Here is a 16,043-nt window from a genome sequence, read left to right as displayed (position 1 = left end):
TTAATGGGGACTGCGTGGCCAGCTTAATATAAATCGCGCTCCACCTATAGGAGATGTTTCAATAGATACATTACCACCATGTCTAACAGCAACCTGTTTAACAATCGCTAACCCCAAACCATAACCACCAGTTTCACGGGTTCTACTATCATCTAAGCGTTTAAATGGCTGAAATATGTCAACTCTGTTTTCATGTGGTATACCTGGTCCATCATCATCGATACATATGCTTGTTAGTTTTTTATCATGTTTAATAATAATATTGACAGTGTCTAGCGTATATTTTTGAGCATTGGTTAATAAGTTACCAATTGCGCGTTCTAAGTTTTTTGGCTCAAAGGGCACAAAATCAAACTTGTTAGTTTGTTGCTGGTAATTAATTCTAATATCACTATCAAAATGTCGGGTTCGAATAACATTGTTAATACTGTCGTTGAGAGAATTAGGTTGTAACTTTAAAGTCATAGGTTCCCTATCAAACTTAGCAAAAGTTAGTAACTCATCAACGAGATTGGATAGTTCATTGAGATCATCTGAAATACCATACATATACTCTTCACGCTGGTTTTTATCATTTTCTTCATACAGCATATCTAACTGAAATCGTATTCTAGCCATTGGAGTACGTAATTCATGCGCTACCGCATTGGTTAGGTTTTTATGTCCTTGTACTAACTTTTCGATTTGGATCGCCATCAAATTAAATGAATGATTTAGGCTCCCTACCCTATGCCTGCCCTTTTGAGAAACTCTAACTGAGAGATTTCCCTTGCCTAATTCGATTGCTGCTTTATCTAAGCGTTTTAATTTTGTATGGAATAATAATATCCATAAAAAGATCCCTAATGCTAAAAATGGATAATAACCACTTTCATACCAAGACCGATATTCAGTGAGAGGTTCATAGGTATTAATAGGACCAATACGGACAATTAGATCAGATTCTTTAAATCTGTAATATAATAAGTCGTTATATTCATCTGCGACATAAATCGAGTCACTCTCAAATAACTTGGGGTCAAAATCAATATTATTAATGTTAAACATTTTTAGTGGAGTATTAGACTGGGAAGGGAAATTTGTGATTGCTTTATCGAACGCTTGTTCGTCAAGTGATTTATGTAAATGCTCCATCAGGTAAAATACACCAATGTAATCGTTGGCTTTATCTATTACCATCATGTCACTCAACCAAGTTCCAACACTCACATCTTCAACAAAACTATACGCACTGATCAAACAAAATAGAACGACATAAAAGCTAATAAATAATCGTGTCATAAAAGGTTATTTAAAATTTAGAAATAAATACTCGCAGCCTAACCTGTATTTTTTTTTATCTCCAGCAGAGTTTTGTCTGTTTTTGTCTTGATTTGAAAAAGGTACTAACAATTTCAGACAATTTCTCAACGGAATTTAAAACTGTCTTAAGTCATTATTAACTCAATAAAAAACTGTTATTAATAAACTGAAAAGGATAATCATGATAAATATAAAAGGTAAAACTTTCGCTTTTGATGCAATTAAATGGTCACTTTTAGCTGGCTCTATTACTTTAATAAGTGCCTGTAATGATTCTGATAGTAAAAATAAAAAACCGCCCGCACCACATGTTGAAAAAACAGAAATTGGTATTTGGAATGCACCTGCTTATGGCTGGCTGTTTGATATACAAAGTAATGGTTATAAATTTTATCAAACAACAACGCAATATTGTCATGAGTTTAAGCTTGATGAATCGGTATTATCTTTTGATAGTTTAATAAATAGTATTGAGCTGTCTGATGATAAAGATAGTTTGATGTCAACACTTGGTGGCATAAAAACTCCCGGATTTGAAATGACTCGTGAATTATCATTACCAAAGAACTGTATTGATAATTTATTAAAACAGCAAGGTGAAGATGGATATGTTTTTAATCCTGAGCAAGACTTTGAAATATTTTGGCAAAACTTTAAAGATTATTATGCTTTTTTTCATCTCGAAAATGTAAATTGGAATGAAATTTATCAAAAATTTGTTACTCAAGTAACTGCTACAACATCACAGGAAGAGTTGTTTAAGATTTTTGCTCAAATGATTGCCCCATTAAAAGACTTTCATGTGGAAATCGAAAACGAAGCAATAGATGCTGAGTTTGGTGTCTCTCGAAAGCTTGAGATGCATGATATTGCATTAGCTGAGTATCTTGATATTAATGATTTAGAAGAAATTGACACTCAAGCGCAGTTATTTGATTTTTTCGATTATTATGAACAACAAGTTTCAATTGAGATGGAGATTATTGGCAGCTATTTAGTGCAAGATGCCGATGTAAAATTAAATGAAACAGAGACTTTAATTTGGTCAAAAACAGATGATAACTTTGGTTACTTATATATAGAATCAATGGAGTTAGCTGAGATTATTGAACAAGGTGACACTCAAGCGGACAAACTTGCTTTATTAGAGCTGCAATTAACTGAGATTTTCACTGATTTAAAAGAAACGCAAGGTTTAATGATAGATGTCAGGTTTAACGGTGGTGGTGATGACTTTGTAAGTCAAAAAATAATCAGTTATTTAATTGAAAATAAAATACATGCGTATAGCAAACAAGCACGCTTAGGCGATGCTCGAACAGAGTTACAAAAAGTTGAAATACTCCCACAAGGAACTTTTTCATATATTAAGCCTATTACATTATTAACCAGTGCCGATACCAGTAGTGCTGCGGAGATTTTTTCTATTGCGATGAGGGCGATAGATAACTCAGTTTTAATTGGCCAATCAACGGGTGGTGGCTTGTCTGATACTTTACCTAAATCATTACCCCATGGTTTGGAATATAGTATTTCAAATGAAATTTATATTAGTCATGATGGTTTGGAATTTGAAGGCATGGGAGTCCCAGTTTCGATTGAAAAACCATTTTTTACAAAAGAGCAACGTACACAAGAAAAAGATTTGATAATTGAAGCCGCGATTGAATGGCTTCAGAGTCAAAGTTAATAAGTTTAGGGCGCTAAATTTATTAGCGCCCTTTATTTAATAACTGTAAAGGGGCTTTACTGCTACCACATATTTATTTTGTTTAAAAAAGGTACTATTTAATCTGACTTGTATCTGTATTCTATAATCTATAGAAACTGTCATTTTTTAAAAGGAAATAAACATGACAAGCATTTCTAAAATAATAACCTCACAACCTACTTTAAATAACCTAGCAACTGATTGTAGTGGTTCAGTTAATTTAAATATCAAGAGGCGTTCCTGTAAAACTAATTACTCCTACAACTTTGCAGTCTGATAATGTTGTCATTTCTAAAGAGTCCCAAGAAAAAAACGCCTCAGAAACTAAGGGGACTGAAGAGAATATAAATAATCAAAATAAAGAAGCTCCTAAATTAACACCAGAGCAAGAAGTTAAGTTGGCAGAGGAAAAAGAAGAAAGTGTTCTTGATAAAATAATACAAGAGTTGAGCATGAAAATTATGGCGTTGAGTTTACAAATAGAGCAGTTAAAAAGTAAGGAGGATACAGAGTCAGTAAAAGAGCGAAAAGCGTTAGAAGTAGAATTAGCTTTAACTAAAGGTCGATTAGAGGCTAAGCTAAAAGAAAAACTAGATACAGCTAAACTGAGTTAAACATGCTAGCTTTGACATAATGGAACAGTTAATTAGGCCTGGAATGAGCCTGTAGTTGTCGTTAGTAGGTATTTCAGAGGCGTTCACTTTGTGCGCCAATCGTCGCTATTGGAAGTTAATACTGTGAAAGATGGTTTTACTCCATCGAACTAGAAATTGTGCTTAACTTTCGGGTAACTTGCTCTCGCAATTCGTTTAGTTCTTCCTGATGTTGTTTCAGTAATAATTTGAATTCAGGTTCTTCAAACAAAGGCTGTAAAAGATGGTTATTCTGTAATGACCACCACTCCCTATCGTAAGTCTCGAGCCAGCCCATTTTCAGTGCCGCTGCTAAATGCGCTATCGCTTGAGGAAGATCACCTAATTGCGCGTTGACTTCAGCTAAAGTAAATTCAGCCTGAATTTTATCAAACACCTTATCTTGTTTGAGGAATGTCTGTAGGCTGCGTAGCAATAATTCAGCGGACTGTTTCTCTTCTAAATTTAACAAAGTCACGGCATACAAAACCATTGCCGTATAATTATCTGGGGTGATATGGCTTAAGGTAATAGACTCTGGTTTATCCCACTCTGGATAGGCTTTTAGCAATGTGGATTTAGCTTGTGTATATTTTGTAGTACGAAATTGAGCTACAGCAAGTCCTAATAAAGCGCTGCGTTGGTTGGGCCTATAAAATGCGATGCGTTCTTTAATCGATAATATACTTTGCTCTTCTCCTTTTGAACCGAACTTAATCAAATTCAAAGAATTTACAAAGTGGCCGTGTCTAGCTCTCATGTTAGCCAAAATATTATTAGCGACATCTGTTGCACCAATACTTAAATAAGCGAGCACCAACTGTTCGCAATACTCAACACTAGAGCAATTTGTAAAAATGTCTGCATTTGCTGAGTGCCATTGGGCCATAGCAATGATAGATTGTTGCGTATTTCTAAAAATGCGAGTTAAATCAACTACACGAGATAAATGATTTGGCTCTAGAATTAAAGTACGTTGGTATATTCTTTGCGCTGAATCTGGTTTTCCTATAGTGTGCAGATATTTACTGAGTGATCGCTTTAAAGACGCTGACAATGGATTAAGTTTAATTGCTTTATTCAGGTGCAGGATGACTTGTGATTCATTACCTAGTTTCTTTAGCAATAGGCTATACCACCGGTGAGTAGTGGCATTATCATCTAAGGCAAGTGAACTTAAGAAAGCTTGATGTGCTTGTTGAATCAAGGCTGAGTCAGCATCAGAAAAACCTGTTTCATAGCCCGCTTTGAGGGTCAATAGCAGTCCTTGAGTCGCGAGTGCTGTTGGTGAATTCGGCTTTAAAGCCAAGGCTTTCTTTATATGGGGCAATGATTTATCGTATGACTTTTTTTCACTCCAATTTGCAGAATGATGAAGACCCACATAAGTAATCGCTAAACCGATATGTGCATCGGCATATTCAGGTTCTAGCGTTAAACTATGTTTAAAATAAGTCACTGCCTTGGAAAGGGATATTGGGTTACTTTGTCGCCAGTGATATTGCCCCATCAAATACCATTCGTACGCCTGTACATTAATTTTTTTAGTCTGTGTTTGGCTACTAATGCTATTTTTTTGTGCGTAATCCGGTTGGATTATTTCTTGTATAGCGGCACTGATATTGTCTTGTAGGGTGAATATATCCTCATTTTTACTGTCGAAGGTTTTAGACCAAAGTTGTCGACTATCACTTGTACTAAATATTCTGACATTAATGCGAACCTGATCGCCCATGGTTTGCACACTACCATCCAATAAAGCATCTACCTTCAATGATTGACCTATTTCTGTTGCCTTGTATTTTCCACGAAAAGTAAAAGAAGAATAGCGAGAGATCACTTTCAATTGTTTAATTTGGGAAAGCTGATTAATAATGGCATCGGACAATCCATCGGTAAAATGCTGGTTATCCTGCGTTGAACTCAAATCATCAAAAGGCAATACTGCAATGGAGTTGATATTAATTCGATTAGCAAGTGAATCTTCATCTGTGTTGATGAAATACATTGCCAGAGATGTGGCTATTAGCAATAAGGTTATGATGCCTATAGTGATACTTGGCTTATATATATTAGAGAAGCCAATTTTTTTACTACGGTCCTGTTCAGGCTCATCTAGTTTTTTAACTTTGGCAATTAATGTATAGCCCACTCCTGGCAGGGTTTTGATAAACGTCGGGCTGCGTGCATTATCGCCCAATGCTTTTCGTATTTTACTCACCGCGACAGATAAGATGTCATCTGCCACAAAACTATCTTTCCAGACATGTTCAAAAATCTGGCCTTTAGTGACCTGCTCTCCACTATGGTGCATTAAAAACAACAGCACTTGCATGCTTTTATTGTCGATAGAGTGTGTGTCAGCTTTATTCGTTAAGGTATTGGTCTGTGGACAAATTATCCACGACCCCAGTTGATATTGCTGACTATGTTCCAAGAATGTATCCAAAGAGTAAAGATGATTTTATTGTAGGGAGAGTATACCTTCATCTATAAATGTATTCTTTGTTTTTAACCTGACTGACCTGTCGTTAATCGCATTTCATTAACATTAGTATTAACATTAACTAAAACAGCTTTGCTCAAAATAGACTGCCATTTACGTCCAAACTATGAGACCAAGTTATACTAGCTAAAGCTTATACTTCCTTAAACCTCTACCAGACAATAAAACATGAATAGACCTTAACTCTTTGATAATTAGTCTGATTGCAAGTTGTGTTCTCTTGTTTAGGTTGTGATTTAAGAAGATTTAAGAAGTTTTAAGTTGCTTAAAACCTCTCTGCGCTTTAGTTTTTTCACAACATAGGTTTTTATCAAGCATGTGTTGATTTATAGCAAGGAACTGTCAAGCAATTTTACAATTTATAAGTGAGTGATTTTATATGAAAAAGATTTTAGTTTTTTTGTTTTTGTTACCTTTCTTCAATGTTGGAGCAAGTGAGCACAAATTATACTCTATGCCTGGAACACAAGTTGTTCCTATTAAGGATACTATATCGAATAAACAATACGAGCTACTCATCAAACTCCCCGATAATTACGAGAAAAATAAGGACAAAAACTACCCAGTTGTTTACTTTACAGATGCGGTCGAGCATATCGAATTATTATCATCTGCCTCATATATGATTTGGGAAGATGTAATTTTAGTTGGCATCTCCTGGCAGAAAGATATTTCAGAGGATTTAAGGCAACAATATGGGGTTCATGTCAGTCGTTATATGGATTACACATTTAAGAAGACCGTTAGTAAAAAGCATCCCAAAATAAAATTTGGCCTAGCTGATAAGCACCTAGCTTTTATTCGCAAAGATGTTTTTAAGTTTGTAGAAGGCAATTACCGAACCGAACAATCGAACCTATTTCGGTTTTTCCGCTGGTGGAGTATTTGGTGTTTACACACTAATGGTACAACCCGACACATTTAAAAATTACATTCTCGGTAGTCCATTGGACGAGAAAGTTCCTACACTCTTTGCTCAAGAACATGCCGCTTTAAAAAATTCACAGTCTGCGATTAATGTCTTAACTTCTTATGGTGAATTAGAGAAAGAGGTAGCGCCATTTGTCGAAGATTTTGTTAGCCAACTAAGCAATAAAAAATATAAGGGAATAGCTTCAATAGAGAACATTGTTGCTGAGTCTTATGGACATAGCGATTCGTCTCCTCTGGTGGCGGCACACGGTATGAGATGGCTAAAAAGCTTGCAGCCAAAGTCAAAAGAATAAATAAATGGAGTCAGACACGCATTAGCTAATAAAACTTTAGTTTCTGTTTATTAGCAAGCACAAACACGGCCTCACCTGCATAAAAAAAATCAAATTACAGACACAATAAACCAGCCAATTACTGGTTTATTGTTTTCAAGCTATAAAAAACTTGAACCGTCACGCCCGAAGGCAACGGATTTTGAATTTGACCTTGCCAGCAGCTAACGAAGAAAACGAATTATCAAATCTTTATTGGGTGAGCACAGAAATTATTGAGAACCTAAGACCAAAATTATGATGCATTAATAATTGAATTTGATTGTATGCGTTGAAGAGGCGCGCCAATTCAAACAAACGAATGTATTGGGGGTACCCTTAGCGAGTGAATTAATTCCAGTATATGGGATTAATTCACGAGTTATATAGGTCAAAATATAACAAAAATATGCACTCAGATTGCTGAAGCTTTGGCTGAAAAACGCCAAGTAAAACAGGTCGACAAGTACAGTTCTTGAATGAAAGCGAAGCTAAAAAATCAAGCTGTACTGAAAAGTGCAATTTGAAATAGATAGCCCAATAGGACGACGACAATACAGTAAAGGTTAGGTACGATAGAGCCTCATTTTGTAACAAAGAGCGGCAATATCACAGTCAATAAAAGCATAAATAAGTTCACCTTGCGAGGATAAGATAAAGTGAATGCTCAGTGGTAAATGTATTGTTTAGTTTATAACATAGAAAAGCTTAGAAATAGCCTGCATTAAAGATAAAACTCACGAAAGCACCTCAAATATTATTTAAATACGGCCTTTTTATTAATAAATACCACCATTATCTTCATTCTATTTATAAAAATAAAAAATTAGCAAAAACGTAAACGTTTTTGATTGTTAAAACAATTTAATATCAGTAGAGTGTTTCGATTGAAAAATATAAATAAAAACGAGTAATTCTACAGGCTCGTTAGCTTACTACTGAAGAATTTGAGTGAATTTAAATATTAAACATGAACAGAAGCAAGCCTGTGCTGTAGACAATAAAGTAATTGTACATATTGGCTGTATCGTTGCACTGTATTTCTTTATGAATTTTGTAGTACTTGATTTGGCTATTATTGAACAAAGATCAATTGGGTTTTATTTGTTCTTTTCCTTATCTTTGATTTATTTGGGAGCATCAAAAGCACCAGCATATTCATTTATGAGCAAACAAACAGACTATGAACCAGTTTTTTTGTTTAATGGTTTCGCTTTGAGTCTATGGTTTGCAATTACAGATTTAATTTTACCTACAGGTTCTATTTCTAAATTTAGCGGTGTAGTTTTGATATTTGGTATTTTTGGTGCCTTTGGTTTTTTAATTGATATTGGATACTATATTCGTGACAAAAAAGGGGAACTTGATATCCCCAGAAATTATCTTATTGCAACAAGATATTTTTTACTATTCATGGTGATATTTGCGGGTTACTTTTTTATAGAGGGTAATTGGGAGTGGCCATTAGTCGATATTATTGTAATAGTAAGTAAATATGTTAATGGATACTAATTTTATTAAAACAAAAGCTAACAAGTACCTCTTAGGGAATTTTAATAGCCGCTTCGCGGCAATTAAAATCTCAAAAGGTAAGCGTTATATATCACGGACACGATGAATCTATCTAACTTTAATATCGCAAGTGACTTCATCGCCGTTGAGAGCGATGGCGTATATTATGACTTGCACAACAATCTTGATTTCATCGGTCTTTCCTATGACGTATTGAATCGTAAGGTAAAGCTTTCTTGGGTTAAATCTACAGGAGATTGGGTTGCTACAGATTGCCCAAATACCTTAGATTTGGAGTTTTCGAGTGTTAGCCTATTTAAGTGTAAAGAACGTGATTCAGGCACTCCGTATACAGAAGACGACTGTTTAGAATCATTGGGTTTTATTCATAACAACATGACCGAGGAGATAGAGTCTTTCGCAAAGGCTGCACCAAGTCCTGATGCTTGCCATCTAAACATCTCATTTATGTCGGGCTTCACACTAAAACTAGCAGCGGAATCGGCCAAATGCTCTATCAGCTAAAGCATGTAATAATGGCAATCACGTGGAACGGTTTAAAGCCGCTTTCGCTTGCTGAGAGGTCAGTGCAAAAAATATTATTTTTTAAATTGTATGTGTAATTAGGAGTACTCTTGTGAACCCTTTGAAGTTGTCTTTTCTTATCTTGTTATTAAATAGTCTAAATGTAATGGCTAAAACAATAGAATCCCCAGCTGATATAGTTGATAAATTTCTTAGTGAAATGAAAGTAAAGAATTACTATGAAGCAGCAGAGTATGTTGCAAAATCAGAATTATTATGGTTAAAAGAGGCGACAAAGCCTTTATTATACAAAAAAAGTTTTTATGAAGACTTTGAATTAGAGCCTTTGGGTGAAAAGGATATAAAAGAGATATTGGAAAACGATGCTTTTGAATTTTGGTCACAACTTACATGGGAAACTAGAGGAAAAAATTTTGGTTTGTATGAACCGGAAAACATTCTAGGTTTTATTAAAGAAAAAGAAGATATTGCTCATGTTGTTGTTCGGGATTTAATATATGAAGAGCGAGATCCTGTTGTTTATACTCTTGTATTAGAATCTAAACAGTGGCGAGTAAAATTGCCGAGGATTTTCAAGGGAACGGTATATATTTATAATGAAACTTATAAATAAAAGCGGTAGCAAGTCATTTAAACCTGTTACTAATAAATTTTAATTTAGCTGTTGCACTAAAACTGCTTTAACATCAGTGTTGTGCACAGTTAACAAGTTACATCAATTGGAAAGATAAAGCCCACGCATTTTCCGTTGTGTAAAGGGTTAGTAGTTCGAATATGAATTGGCGAGAATTTAAAAGTTTAACTGAATCTGAGTGGTATGATTGTGATCTCTATGAAGGGGTTTGTGGTTATCAGATTCAACCTGAAACAAGGTGGAACTCTGGGTTAACACATAATGAAATAGACTCTTTACAGAAAAAACTGGGGTTTTCAGTTCCCTCTATGTATCGAACATTTTTATCTGAATTAAATGGTTTTGATCAAGACTGTGTCGATTTTCAAGCGGAAACAGCGCCAGAAATATATGGTCGTATTTGCTATCAATACCCTGAAGATTTGGAAAATACTAAATGGCTATTAGAAGAAATTGAACAAAATAGAAAGTACGTAAACGAAGCATTGCAACTTGAAGGTTTTCCTTTCGATGATATTGAAGGTTATATTGCATTGTATGGGCATAGGGCTTTAGTTGTTTTTAAAAATAAAAGCTTATCCCCCGTGATTTCTATAGTTGGTACTGATGTTGGAGTTTATGGGAAAAGCCTTGAAGAATATTGGAAAAAGGAACTGTGCGTTAACTCGCTAGGCTAGTATGGAAGCTATATTCATAAAATCGGAAGGTGAGTACCTCCAAGCTACCATTGAAATCGATGGCGTTGAGTTACACGCTATGGATGATTTTGGCGGTGAAAATTGTACTGCTGGTGAAAAGATTGAAATTGATATTTCAGCTGGTCTTTTCTACGAAGATGAAGAATGGGAGTCTATATTCTCTGGTAATCTCGAACAAAAAATGGGTATTGAACATCTAATAGGCTGGTCATATCGAGTTTATGGTAGAGTAATTGATATAACTCCTGAAGTTATTGTTGATGCAGGAGCCATTAAACTTGAAGTCCCCATTGATACACATGATCCAAAAGTTGTGGGTGAGTTTGTTGCATTTACAATTACAAGACTTGATGCGTATGCTCGTTAATAAGAACCATCAATTAGACTCCGTAAACTGTCATGCTTTTTGTTTCAAAAAGCCCGCAAACTTACAACGCAGTTGTGGTTGGTGTTATAAGCTCTTAGAAATTTTGTGTATGGGATCAGTCTGGGTGCTCAATAAAAACAATGCCAATTTTTCAGTTGGTGGTTTTACTACGGTTAGTCAAGAGCACTATTATTATGAAAATGGCTGCCGTGTATAGGGCTTATAACAAGTTACTAAATCGGAAAGCTTTAACTTTAACTTGTTGTTTTAAAAGTAAACAGGTGTGAACATTACATTTAATTTCATGCGCGTATTAGTAAAGCGTTAAAAGTTATGGAGGTTTGGATGGAATTGAATTACTGGCACATTTTCTTTGCTGTTGTAGCTTTAATGAATTTATTTGTGTCAATTTACTTGACTAAGAGAGATGATCTTGAAACTTTTCAGAAAGTAGCTCAAATTATTCTTGTTTGGCTAATTCCGGTAGCAGCAGCTATTGGGTTCTGGCTATTTCATCGCTCTCAAGATGTTCAACTAAGCCCATCAAAATTATTTGGTGGTGGCGTGAACAACAATACAAATATTACAGGAACGGGTGATTAAATTTCTTATAACAAGCCGCTAAATTAAGATTCACCAAAGTGGTCATACCATTTTGGAGCAAATCGCCCGCCCGCGTTTGGCGCACTTCCTAGCGGGGCTTTGCTCTCAAGGTTTGAATTAAATGTCAAATAAACGTATTTCAGGAGCAAGATTTTTTATAGCGTTTTGCAGCTTATTTGGCGGAAGAATCATTTGTTCGTTAACAAGTATCATAATTGTTGTTCTTTTAAGCTACAACCTAAAGGAAAATACTTTTGTTTGGGATTTTGCATTAGCTTGGAGTTTACCTTGTCTAATGGTAGGTTTAATAATTGACTTTTAATAGACTCTAATAGAAATAGCAAAGCTCACAATAGTAAAAGAGATTTTGAGCCAACTCAAGCAGATGGAAGCGGTGATATTTAAGTACGTAACTTTACAAGCCAGTGAAGTGATAGTACAAAAAACAGTTGGTCGTTCGCACCTAGATTAAGTATAACCATCTGATTTATAGCTTTTTATTGTGGGGTTTTACAGCAGGTAAATTGGCATACAATGAGTCGTAAATCTATACGAAAAATACATATAGCTAAGCAAGAATATGTTTGGGTAACTCAGCAATCAGATTTAACATTATATCCTTTTGTTGAATCTTATGTTCGAGTTAACATAGATCGGAATAACTCATCCATTTTATACATTGATATTTCATCTTGGCACTTTGAATTAAAGCCATCAGAAATTAAGCTAGGTATTGAATTTGCGTTGGAATATGGCTGGAAGCCAGAAGGTAAAGAGAATAATATTTTATTGAAAAAGTAGCGGCAGCCTTTGAAATAGTTCCGTATAACAGTGTTTAAATTAAGATTTACCAAGCTTGCTATGCCATTTACTGAGCAATTCGCCCCAGAATTTGGCTAGAGGCATTAAGGACCAAAGAGAATGCGTTTAATACTTTCTTTTCTACTGATTATAATATCAAAGGCTACTTGGGGTTGTTCATGTGCTGATTATCCAACAATTGAAGAGTCCTTAAATCAGGTTAAGTATGTTTTTGTTGGATCAATCGATTCAGTTGAGGCAATCACTGATAAAGGTGGAAACTATGACAAAGTTTCAATAAAGATTGTCGATGTCTTAAAAGGAAAACCTCAAAGTGGTTATTATTTCTTGTCATTTAACCACAAGACTTCTTGTAATACTGAGTTCAAATTAGGTGATAAATTTGTTTTCTTTGAAAATGATAAGAAAAAAACCTCCATTACGCATTGTAACCTAGCTAAGAACTTGAACTATTTAGAACAGCGTCAACCAAATTGGCGCAATAATGTTAACTAGCCGCTTCGTGCTTAAATAGTTAACATCTCTCTATTATAAAAGCGTTGAGGCTGTAAAATAATTAAAAATTTAATTTTACAGCCCAAAAATGGGGCCCTAATTGCATTAGTTAGCTGTGATTTTAAGCTTACAATACGATACAGGAACTCACTTTCTACAAATTTTAGCCTTTAGATAAATTCTACAGGCTCGTTAGGAGCAAAGTTGATTATGGAGAATCCATCAACGTTATTAGTCGTTCATAACCTTAATATTTCAAAAGAGTTTTATGTGAATGTTTTAGGCTTTGAATTGATGGAAGAGCATAACGACTGTTTAAAATTTAATATTGGTCATCATATAGTGTTTATGTTCCAGAGCGGGATGGAGTCAATCGAATATGAGCATGGTTATAATGCTAATTCTACCTTGGTTTTTACTGTTCAAAATTTGGATGAAAAAATGAGAGATTTGAAATCAAAAGGGGTTGTTTTTGTGCATGAATCTCCAAACCAAAATAGATGGGGACGTTATTCGGCTTTTAAAGATCCCTCCGGAATTGTCCATGAAGTAATGGAGTTTTGCACCTAATCGGGTAGTCGGAGGTCTCTAACCTCCAGCCCCCTGCCCCCATACCACCCATCATGCGGGTCCGCACTGGGCGGTTCATTTTCCATAATAAACTTTTTCCGTCTATTAATTGAGTTGGGTTAATGACCGCAATGTCGTGTAATCGATTATTATCATAAACGATAATTTTGAGCCTGGTGAAGTCATTAGCAAAGGTCAATATTGAAGGTTTTTATTGTTCACTAAGATAGGAAAACGGAACATAAAAAATTATATCTTAATACTTAATTTGTTTTTAGAGGTATAAATAATTTGATGCAACGTAGGTCAGCATTCTGATCATACTACGGACATGAAATTAATCATCCTATGGCGTTTAGAGGGACATACTGCGCTAGAATTTGTAATTTAATCGACTTTCAATAAGCATGCACTAAAACAGTGAGCTTAAGTTATCTGTAAGTAAAGTTTTTTTAGTGTGTCTGAGAGCAATAAGAGTCAATGTTTGTCACATTGTTCAATGTATTAAGGGCGTTTTATGAAAGTTAATTTTTATTATTTAATTACTTGCAGGTAGTGAAAGGTTAATGGTGGTTTCACCTTGAATAGATGAATTTAATTCTATTGTGCCGAGCTGAATTTCTGTCATTAATTTTGCAGAATAAGTGCCTATGCCTGAAGCATCTTTTTTACCCGACGTTGAATACTTCTCAAAGAAAACCTTGTTCATTTCTTGTGGTATACTACCTCGATTCGTTAATTTAAGATATGCAAGTTGAGCTTTATTTTCTAAACTAAGTTTAATTACAGACCCGTTCGGTGCAGCTTCAATTGCATTTTGTAAAAGGCTAGAAATGATAGATGAAGTAAGTGACGCCTCACCTTTAACTTTGTGTTGTCCATTAAACTCCGTCTTTAACTCAAGGTTTTTTCTTTCAATAAGTAAAGAATATTTTTCAATAACATCAATTACTAAAAGGGAAAGATCAAAAATTTCAGGTGATAATTTATAACTACCATCCTCTATTTTGTACAAGATGCCCATATTGCTAACTTGTTGAGATAGAGAAGAGCAGGATAATTTTAAACTCTGTGCAATCGTAGCAACCACATTACTGTTTTTCTTGCTTTTTAATATATCTTCAATACCTGCCAGCAAATGCGAAATTGGGCTTTTCAGGTCATTTTGAATTATCCGATCAAATTCATCCCTAAGACTAATATTATCTATCATAGTATCTAATTGTGAACGGAGTAATTTTTGATTCAAAATCGAATTGATATGAGTTTTAACTCGAGCTTTGGTTATTTTTGGGTTAATCGGTTTTGTAATATAGTCAACCGCTCCCAAGCTCAGTCCTTCGACAACTTTTTCAGGTTGATTTAAAGCTGTCAGAAAAATAATGGTGATATGCTGAGTCAATGGATCAGTCTTGATAATTTTACACAATTCAAGGCCATCCATCCCTGGCATCATGATATCAAGTAGAATCAAGTCAGGTTGAGATTTTGATTGGCAAATTTTTAATGCTTTCTCTCCACTCACTACTCCTTTGACTTTGTAATCTTTCCTTAATACATCAGCTATGACATGAATAATGTCCGGCACATCATCGACAACAAGTATTACAGGCTTTTCTTGTACTATTTCAGATTGAGTTATCGCATTCTCCTTATACGTACTAAGTAAACTTGCAGTTGACTTGATAGGATTTTCCATAGAACTTATTAGATATTTTTGTAGAATTTTTATTGAAAAAGGTTTTACAACATACTCTGAGACACCGTGTTGAATGGCTAGCAATACTTCATTTTGTTCAATCGTGGACGATAACATAACAAATGGTATTCTACTTGTTTCATAATTTGATCTGATATGCCTCAATAACTCTATACCATTGACTTTAGGCAGGTTATATTCCGATATAACAATATTGATATGACCCTTGTCCAGTATTACCAAAGCCTCAGCACCATTTTTTGCTTGTATCACTTTTCCAAATGACAATTTAACAAGCATCGCTGCTATCGTAACTCTCATATTTTCGACAGGTTCAATAATTAACACTGTTAGATCGTAAACGACTGGGCAAATACACCTAGCCCAGTTTTACATTCCAGGGCAGAATGGCATCCAAGTTTTCAGGAGCATGGATAAGATGCTCAAGGCAATGACTGATGTAGTCATATGGCACCAATCCGTTTGCTTTGGCTGTTTGGACTATGCTGTAAAGTACCGCACTGGCTTGTGCACCATTGCGTGTATTACTGAACATCCAATTCTTTCTCCCGATAACAAATGGTTTAACCGCACGTTCGGCACGATTGTTATCAATATCCAGGTGACCGTTTTCAACATAGCGGATCAGTTTTTCCCATTGATTCAAGGCATAATGGATTGGCTTGCCGACTGCGGTTGTTG

At 35.0% G+C, this 16,043-nt stretch carries 18 protein-coding genes and 1 pseudogene; 15 read left to right on the top strand and 4 right to left on the bottom strand.

Annotated features, from left to right (window positions below; translation table 11 throughout):
• Complete coding sequence (locus tag BM088_RS04660; protein ID WP_091980656.1) at positions 1–1,281, bottom strand: ATP-binding protein; 1,281 nt, start codon at positions 1,279–1,281, stop codon at positions 1–3.
• 202 nt (positions 1,282–1,483) lie between these two features.
• Between BM088_RS04660 and BM088_RS04655 the strand changes: the two genes are divergently transcribed.
• Positions 1,484–2,992 carry a S41 family peptidase gene (locus BM088_RS04655; RefSeq protein WP_091980653.1) on the top strand — a complete coding sequence of 503 codons (1,509 nt, stop codon included), beginning with the start codon at positions 1,484–1,486 and terminating at the stop codon, positions 2,990–2,992.
• A gap of 287 nt (positions 2,993–3,279) precedes the next feature.
• Positions 3,280–3,627 (top strand): hypothetical protein, encoded by a 348-nt coding sequence (locus BM088_RS04650; protein ID WP_091980649.1) that lies wholly within the window; start codon positions 3,280–3,282, stop codon positions 3,625–3,627.
• Positions 3,628–3,763: 136 nt separating this feature from the next.
• On the opposite strand, the gene BM088_RS04645 is transcribed toward BM088_RS04650, so the two are convergent.
• On the bottom strand, positions 3,764–6,082 hold the full coding sequence (locus BM088_RS04645; protein WP_091980645.1) for a winged helix-turn-helix domain-containing protein: 2,319 nt from the start codon (positions 6,080–6,082) through the stop codon (positions 3,764–3,766).
• Positions 6,083–6,530: 448 nt separating this feature from the next.
• Between BM088_RS04645 and BM088_RS04640 the strand changes: the two genes are divergently transcribed.
• From BM088_RS04640 to BM088_RS04585, 13 genes and pseudogenes are all read left to right on the top strand, one after another.
• Positions 6,531–7,076 carry an alpha/beta hydrolase-fold protein gene (locus BM088_RS04640; protein WP_091980639.1) on the top strand — a complete coding sequence of 182 codons (546 nt, stop codon included), beginning with the start codon at positions 6,531–6,533 and terminating at the stop codon, positions 7,074–7,076.
• Positions 7,077–7,098: 22 nt separating this feature from the next.
• Positions 7,099–7,377: a hypothetical protein gene (locus BM088_RS04635; RefSeq protein WP_177207950.1), complete on the top strand. Its 279-nt coding sequence runs from the start codon at positions 7,099–7,101 to the stop codon at positions 7,375–7,377.
• Positions 7,378–7,834: 457 nt separating this feature from the next.
• Positions 7,835–8,072 (top strand): annotated as a pseudogene (locus BM088_RS28060) (transposase); the annotation flags it as partial.
• Between the two features lie 274 nt (positions 8,073–8,346).
• Positions 8,347–8,907, top strand: coding sequence for a hypothetical protein (locus BM088_RS04630; RefSeq protein WP_091980633.1), 561 nt, complete (start codon positions 8,347–8,349; stop codon positions 8,905–8,907).
• Positions 8,908–9,120: 213 nt separating this feature from the next.
• A complete protein-coding gene (locus BM088_RS04625) occupies positions 9,121–9,432 on the top strand; it encodes a hypothetical protein (RefSeq protein ID WP_218156453.1) in 312 nt (103 codons plus the stop codon).
• Between the two features lie 112 nt (positions 9,433–9,544).
• Positions 9,545–10,066, top strand: coding sequence for a hypothetical protein (locus tag BM088_RS04620; RefSeq protein WP_091980626.1), 522 nt, complete (start codon positions 9,545–9,547; stop codon positions 10,064–10,066).
• A 161-nt stretch (positions 10,067–10,227) separates the two neighbouring features.
• The gene (locus BM088_RS04615) at positions 10,228–10,764 is read left to right on the top strand and encodes an SMI1/KNR4 family protein (protein WP_091980622.1); all 537 of its coding nucleotides are present in this window, start codon (positions 10,228–10,230) and stop codon (positions 10,762–10,764) included.
• A gap of 1 nt (position 10,765) precedes the next feature.
• Positions 10,766–11,152 (top strand): hypothetical protein, encoded by a 387-nt coding sequence (locus BM088_RS04610; protein ID WP_091980618.1) that lies wholly within the window; start codon positions 10,766–10,768, stop codon positions 11,150–11,152.
• 345 nt (positions 11,153–11,497) lie between these two features.
• Positions 11,498–11,755: a hypothetical protein gene (locus BM088_RS04605; RefSeq protein WP_091980615.1), complete on the top strand. Its 258-nt coding sequence runs from the start codon at positions 11,498–11,500 to the stop codon at positions 11,753–11,755.
• Positions 11,756–11,876: 121 nt separating this feature from the next.
• Positions 11,877–12,077 carry a hypothetical protein gene (locus BM088_RS04600; RefSeq protein WP_091980611.1) on the top strand — a complete coding sequence of 67 codons (201 nt, stop codon included), beginning with the start codon at positions 11,877–11,879 and terminating at the stop codon, positions 12,075–12,077.
• A gap of 212 nt (positions 12,078–12,289) precedes the next feature.
• Positions 12,290–12,556: a hypothetical protein gene (locus tag BM088_RS04595; protein ID WP_091980608.1), complete on the top strand. Its 267-nt coding sequence runs from the start codon at positions 12,290–12,292 to the stop codon at positions 12,554–12,556.
• A 120-nt stretch (positions 12,557–12,676) separates the two neighbouring features.
• Positions 12,677–13,072 (top strand): hypothetical protein, encoded by a 396-nt coding sequence (locus BM088_RS04590; RefSeq protein ID WP_091980605.1) that lies wholly within the window; start codon positions 12,677–12,679, stop codon positions 13,070–13,072.
• Between the two features lie 210 nt (positions 13,073–13,282).
• On the top strand, positions 13,283–13,642 hold the full coding sequence (locus BM088_RS04585) for a VOC family protein (RefSeq protein WP_091980601.1): 360 nt from the start codon (positions 13,283–13,285) through the stop codon (positions 13,640–13,642).
• 538 nt (positions 13,643–14,180) lie between these two features.
• Here BM088_RS04585 and BM088_RS04580 read toward each other — a convergent pair.
• On the bottom strand, positions 14,181–15,689 hold the full coding sequence (locus BM088_RS04580) for a response regulator (protein ID WP_091980597.1): 1,509 nt from the start codon (positions 15,687–15,689) through the stop codon (positions 14,181–14,183).
• Between the two features lie 31 nt (positions 15,690–15,720).
• On the bottom strand, positions 15,721–16,043 hold a 323-nt coding region (locus BM088_RS04575; protein WP_177207949.1), incomplete at its 5' end, for an IS66 family transposase.

Source organism: Pseudoalteromonas denitrificans DSM 6059, assembly GCF_900112265.1.
Taxonomy (GTDB): domain Bacteria; phylum Pseudomonadota; class Gammaproteobacteria; order Enterobacterales; family Alteromonadaceae; genus Pseudoalteromonas; species Pseudoalteromonas denitrificans.
Note: the sequence above shows the minus strand (reverse complement) of the source record. Positions and strands in the feature narration are given on the sequence as shown.

Coding starts and splice junctions, on each gene's coding strand:
- BM088_RS04660 (WP_091980656.1), bottom strand. CDS start 1,281: ATGACACGATTATTTATTAGCTTTTATGTCGTTCTATTTTGTTTGATC.
- BM088_RS04655 (WP_091980653.1), top strand. CDS start 1,484: ATGATAAATATAAAAGGTAAAACTTTCGCTTTTGATGCAATTAAATGG.
- BM088_RS04640 (WP_091980639.1), top strand. CDS start 6,531: ATGAAAAAGATTTTAGTTTTTTTGTTTTTGTTACCTTTCTTCAATGTT.
- BM088_RS04615 (WP_091980622.1), top strand. CDS start 10,228: ATGAATTGGCGAGAATTTAAAAGTTTAACTGAATCTGAGTGGTATGAT.
- BM088_RS04610 (WP_091980618.1), top strand. CDS start 10,766: ATGGAAGCTATATTCATAAAATCGGAAGGTGAGTACCTCCAAGCTACC.
- BM088_RS04605 (WP_091980615.1), top strand. CDS start 11,498: ATGGAATTGAATTACTGGCACATTTTCTTTGCTGTTGTAGCTTTAATG.
- BM088_RS04600 (WP_091980611.1), top strand. CDS start 11,877: ATGTCAAATAAACGTATTTCAGGAGCAAGATTTTTTATAGCGTTTTGC.
- BM088_RS04595 (WP_091980608.1), top strand. CDS start 12,290: ATGAGTCGTAAATCTATACGAAAAATACATATAGCTAAGCAAGAATAT.
- BM088_RS04590 (WP_091980605.1), top strand. CDS start 12,677: ATGCGTTTAATACTTTCTTTTCTACTGATTATAATATCAAAGGCTACT.
- BM088_RS04585 (WP_091980601.1), top strand. CDS start 13,283: ATGGAGAATCCATCAACGTTATTAGTCGTTCATAACCTTAATATTTCA.